Raw genomic sequence first — 5,404 nt, 5'->3', positions numbered from 1 at the left:
CGGTCACGGTGGTCGGGCGACCGAGGCGGTGGCGCATGTGGAGGCTGGTGCCGACGTCGGTGCGGACGACGTCCAGGTGGTCGACGAGACCTCGGATCATCGCCAGTCCGCGACCGCGCCCTCCGGGATCGGGCACCGCTGGGCGCCATCGTCCCCGGTCGGCGCAGGTGAGGTGAACGACGCCGTCATCGTCCAGGACGGCGTCCACGGAGAAGGCCGCGGGCGTGTCGGATGACTGGGCGTGTTCGATGGCGTTGCCGGCTGCTTCTCCCAGGGCGTGAATGAGGTCGCTCGTGTCCTGTGCGCTGGCGCCGATCGTGCTCAGCCAATCCGTCAGCTGCCGGCGCAACGGGCGCAACGCGGTCGGCTCGGCGGACAGGGTGAGATGCAGGGGTGTGACGGGTTCGGGCAGGAGGTAGGCGGCCAGGAGTGTGATGTCGTCGCGGTAGCCGCCGTCGGCGAGCATGAGGCGTTCGGTGACGAGCGTGCAGATCCGGTCGGGCAGCCGGTCGGGAACGGTGGTGTTCTCGTGGAGAGTGTCGTGCCGGGCCGCTGAAGCGGCGGTGGCCAGGGAGTGGGCGCCCTCGCGCAGGCTGCGGTGGGGTCGTTCGATCAGGCCGTCGGTGTAGAGCAGTACGACGTCCCCTGCGGTGAGTCGGGTGGTGTGGACGGTGGCCGGGTCGGACCGCGTACCGAGCGGACTCGCCGGGGTCAGGGGCATGAATGTGGTGTTGCCGGCGGCGTCGACCAGTAGCGGCGGAGGATGGGCGTGGCTGGCGACCTCCAGGGTGCCCGTCACCGGGTGGAGCACCGCGATGCAGGTCGTGGCCGCGCGGGTGGCAGGGCTGTGGCCGGCGAAGTCATCAAGGACGGCCAGCGTCTGAGACAGGGTGCTGCCGGAGCGCAGCGCCTGCAGGGCGACGGTGCGTAGCTGGCCCATCGCCGCCGCGGCGGCGGCGCCGTGCCCGACGACGTCGCCGACGGTCAGGGCGATGCGGTCGTCGGGCAGGGGAACGACGTCGAACCAGTCGCCGCCGGCGACGAGGTCGCTACCGGCGACCAGGTAGTGGGCGGCGACCTGAACCCGGGGCAGGACGGGCAGGACCTCGGGCAGCAGGCTGCGTTGGAGCTCCAAGATCAGGTCGGCTGCGCGGCGGTAGCGCTGCTCGGAGGTGGTGGCGGCAGACTCGGCGGCGCGTCGGGCGGTCACCACGTCGGTGGCGTCGACGGCCTGCACGATGACACCGTGGATCGACCCGCCCGGGTCGCGCCAGGGGGCTATGTCAAAGGTGTAGAACGTTTCCTCCAGCTTCCCGTCTCCGTGCCGGTCTGTCAGGATCCGCTGCTCGTAGCCCTGGGTGCGGGTGCCGTGCAGGGCCTGGTCGAGGAGTTCGAAGATGTGTTGGCCGGCGAGTTCCGGCACCGCCTGCTTGAACGGCTCGCCGATCAGGTCACTGCGATTGCCGACGGCGGCGCGCACCTCCGGGTTCGCGGCCACCACCCGCAGGTCGGGGCCCTCGAAGACCCACACGAACCCGGGGAGCTGCTCGAATGCGTCGAGGACCTTCCGGGGATCGCCCGAGGACCAGTGTTGATTCGCTTCTGCCACTGACCGTTGCCCCTTGTCTGGCCCGGAACTGGCCGCACGATGTCATACCTACCCTGATCCTGGTTCAATCCACCTGTATGTCCACATCTCGGCGGGCGCCGCGTTGGTGGTCAGCCCGCGTCACTGGTGGCCCGGTGAGCTTTACCGAGCTGGACAAGGACGTCAAGATCATCGGCACGCTTGTACGTCGACGCGGGCGGCCCCTGACATCGTGCACGTCACGTCGGGCGCCCTCTGCCGCGACTGTGCTGCCTATCCCCGCCCGGAGGGGGACTCCGCCGCGCCGGCGAAGCCGGCAGCCTGGCCTCGCTTGGGAAGCGTTGGGCCTGGAGGGCGGGTGATGGTGGCTCGGGTGGGCGTCCACGGGCACGAACGGCGTCCGCGGAGGCGATGCCGGCCAGTACGAGGGTGCCCACGACAGCGACCACAGTGCGGGGTACGAGCAGCATCGCGGGTGCGGCGACGGCCAGCACGAGCAGCCCGACCAGCCGGGACGGCGACACCCGGCTGAATACCACGTATTCGAATCGGGCCCGCCCGGCGAGGAACAACGCAGGTCCGCAGCACTGTGGTGGCGAACGCGACCAGGAGCGCCCCGGTCCGATCGGCCGTGAGCTCGTTGTCGGCGTAGGTGAGGCTGGTGACGAGGAGGAGATCGCCGAGGGCGAGGATGAAGAACTGTTAGTAGCGCTCGGCCAGGTAGTCGGCTGCCACCTCGTACTGCGACCTGAGGACCGGACCCAGTCGGGGCGTGGGGTAACCAAGCCAGGCTGATCCGTAATCGATGCCGAGGTGAGGTTGCACAGCGACGCGAGGTCGCTCATCGGGTTCACCAGCTTTGGCGGAGGTGCCATCTCCCACCTGTGTCCGGGCAGGGATCATGTCCCGATTCCCCGGCCGCGCAATCCCCGTCAAACGCCCTACCGACGGCATCTGCTGGCCACTGAAGCGGCACAATTGGCCGGCGTGCCACTGAGCCGAACGCTTATCACACGGCGTAGTTGCAAAAAGGACCGTGCTGATGCCGAGCCATGCCGACGTCGAATTGGCACTGGACTTGGTAATTGTTCCGTGGCCAGGCGAGTTCCCTATTCTCGTTCGCGCGCACAGCGTTGTCCGTGTACGCTCACCGAGAGTCGCCAGGCGGGCTCACCGGTCGCGCGAAATCCGCAGGTTCTGCGGTCAGTAGGGCGGCGAACCGGAGATCAACGCTCGCCGATGATTCGGCGACGCGCGGTCCGGGGACCTGGCGGCTTTGACGTTTCGCGGCCCGGCCTACGGGCGAGCAACGATGGACAGTCGGAGTCCGGTCTCTGTTTCCTCGATGAGCACGCGTTCGCCGTGGCTGTGGTCTGGCAGCATCGCGTCGTACAGTTCTTCGTTGCTGATCTCTACAGCACCACCGGACCGGCTGATGAGGACGTTGAGTACGGCGCGCAGGTTGACGTCGCTGAGGTAGCGCATGGGGGTAATCTCCGTTGGTACTGCTGTTCGGTTCGACATGAAGGCAGTTCAGTCCCGGCGACCGGGATGACGTCGGCTCGTCAGGAACCGGTCGACGCGGCGGGGCGCTGCTCCAGGCGTGCGCTGGATCTCGCCGACGAGGGCAGCGATGGCGACGAACGGTGCGGGTTGGTCCGCCAGGCGTGGACCCGGGTCAACACTGCGGCGAACAAGGATATCCGTGTGTTGCCTTCCCGTGTGCCTGAGGTCGTGACAGGCCGGCTCGTGCCGGTAGGAGCCGGTCAGGCTGGGCGACGATCGCGCCGCGCGACGAGCCCCTCGGCCGGGAGGCCGGTCACCTGTTCCGACGGGCCGTAGCGGCGCGACGGCGTCCGCCAGGCCACCGGTCCCAGCAGGGCCACTCTCACCGAGCTGTCGACTCGCCGAGCTCGGCGGGGTCGAGACGCAGGGTCGCGAGCAGCCCGGCGTGCCGGGTGGTGTCGACCTGCTCCGGCAGCTCCCGCTCGACCCAGTCGGCCCTGGTGTGCTGGCCGCGCCGACGCAGCGCGGAGACGATAGTGTGCCGGTCGATTGTCATGATCTGCTCCTCGGTGGCGATGGTGGGAAGATCGTCGGTCCTTCGCTGCCTCGGCGGAGGTGCTGTCGGCGCGGACGCCGGTTCCGTTGGCGCGGAGTGTCCGGCCGGTCCAGCGTCGGCTATGCGGGAAGCGACCGCGGCAAGGTCGCCGGGGGCGGTGCGGAGACGGCCGCCACCGAGGACGAGGGCGGGCAGCTCCGCGAGCGGATCTGTCGAGCGGGGCCACCAGCCGCCGTCGAACAGCGTGCGCGCGGACCCGGTCGGTTCGATCCGCAGGCGCGGCGTCGATGGCGGCGATGGGGGAGCGAGGGCGTTGGTCGATGGCGTCATGTTGGATCCTTATCGCCGTGACCGCGGCGTAGCGGTGGGGTCGTGCGCGGAATCGCGCCATCCGCCGGGCGGGTGTCGGTTCGCCGACCCGTCCGGCCGGGTCGTCGGTTGCCCCGCTCAGTGGCGGCGCCGCAGCTGGGTGATGCGGGCGGTGCGGATCACCATGGCGACGATCGCGAGCGCCGCGCCGTGGCGCGGACGCCGATCCGGGTCGCGCCGGCGCGGGTCAACGGCCCCCGGCCCCGTGGAAGGGGGAGTGCTTCCCCATGCTCCGACGGTCGGAGGTCGGTCGGGTCGCTGCGGATCGGGTGCGTTCGGGTACGAACATGGCATCCCCTCGGGCGGAGCCGGCGTGGCGGGCACCTCAGGAGTGGGATGTCGTCGATTCCCGGATGGCCCCAGCCTACGCCTGTCCGGGCCGGTCAGATCGGTGACGCCGCGATAGGGGCCGGGGCTCACCCCGAACGGTCCGTGGTCGGCGCCCGCCCGACGACGCGCAGCGCGCGAGATGGCCGGGTTCGCCAGGACCCGAACACCGAGGCCGCTGACCGGCAGCGACCGCGCCGGCGCGGCGGTGGGAGCAGCGGCCGGCCGCGCGGTGAAGAAGTCCGTGCTCGAGCTGGGCGAGTCGGACGCCTTCGTGGTACTCGCCGACGTCGAGGCTGCAGCCGCCGCGGCGGTCAAGGCCCGGTTCACCAACGCCGGCCAGAGCTGCGTGTGCGCCAAGCGGTTCATCGTCGAGGCGCCCATCGCGGAGCAGTTCACCGCCGCCTTCGTCGCTGCCACTCGGGCCCTGATCGTCGGCGACCCCACCGACCCGCGCACGAACATCGGCCCGGTGGCCCGCGCTGATCTGCGTGATGGCATCCAGCGACAGGTCGAAGACTCCCTCGCCGCCGGCGCCACCCTGCTCACCGGAGGACGGCCCCTGCCCGGCACCGGGTACTTCTTCGACCGCATGGCAGGTGGGCGAGTCGGATCAGCCGGCGGCGCGGCAGCCTGGGCGTGGCTCGTCGACCCGGTCTCCGCCCTCGGCGCTCCTCACCGCATCGATTCCGCCCGCCGGTGGGGGCCAGGGCGCGGGGAACCGGGCGGCGGGAGTGTCGTCGCCGGCGAGGAGCCGGTCGAGGTCGTACGCCGTCAGCTCGTCGTCCGGCGGGTCACGACGACGCGGCGGTGCGGCCACCGTTGGATGGCGGGCGTGTGCGCGGTGTGGGGACACCGGATATGCGAGGGGTGGTCGCCGGCACGCGGAAGGACGCCACGAGGCGTGGGGTGATCCGCATCGGATCATCCTGCTAGTGCTCTGACCACAAACGTTGGCGGTGTTGGTGACACGCCGGCCTGAGTGAAGGGCTGGGCCGGCGTGGGGCCGTCAGGCTGTCGGGGTGGCAGAGCCGGTTCGGGTACGTCGATTAAGTGAT

4 protein-coding genes and 1 pseudogene are annotated in these 5,404 nt (G+C 70.4%); 1 reads left to right on the top strand and 4 read right to left on the bottom strand.

Translation table 11 applies throughout. The features are described 5' to 3' along the window. The 4 genes and pseudogenes from DKL51_RS01675 to DKL51_RS37035 form a co-directional block, all read right to left on the bottom strand. Positions 1-1,609, bottom strand: a 1,609-nt coding sequence (locus DKL51_RS01675; RefSeq protein ID WP_123809761.1) for an ATP-binding SpoIIE family protein phosphatase, incomplete at its 3' end; no start/stop codon positions are given. Positions 1,610-2,884: 1,275 nt separating this feature from the next. Further along, complete coding sequence (locus tag DKL51_RS01665) at positions 2,885-3,073, bottom strand: hypothetical protein (RefSeq protein ID WP_109945282.1); 189 nt, start codon at positions 3,071-3,073, stop codon at positions 2,885-2,887. Positions 3,074-3,476: 403 nt separating this feature from the next. Continuing rightward, positions 3,477-3,650: a hypothetical protein gene (locus DKL51_RS36060; protein ID WP_165823147.1), complete on the bottom strand. Its 174-nt coding sequence runs from the start codon at positions 3,648-3,650 to the stop codon at positions 3,477-3,479. A gap of 192 nt (positions 3,651-3,842) precedes the next feature. Continuing rightward, positions 3,843-3,980 (bottom strand): annotated as a pseudogene (locus DKL51_RS37035) (DUF5994 family protein); the annotation flags it as partial. A 508-nt stretch (positions 3,981-4,488) separates the two neighbouring features. On the opposite strand from DKL51_RS37035, the gene DKL51_RS01655 reads away from it, so the two are divergent. Then, entirely contained in the window at positions 4,489-5,259 is a 771-nt protein-coding gene (locus DKL51_RS01655) for an aldehyde dehydrogenase family protein (RefSeq protein ID WP_109945281.1), read from the top strand. Positions 5,260-5,404 lie beyond the last annotated feature (145 nt).

Source organism: Micromonospora globispora (assembly GCF_003857015.1).
In the GTDB taxonomy this organism is placed as follows: Bacteria; Actinomycetota; Actinomycetes; order Mycobacteriales; family Micromonosporaceae; genus Micromonospora; species Micromonospora globispora.
The sequence above is the reverse complement of the archived record's forward strand: the minus strand, read 5'-3'. Positions and strand labels throughout refer to the sequence as shown.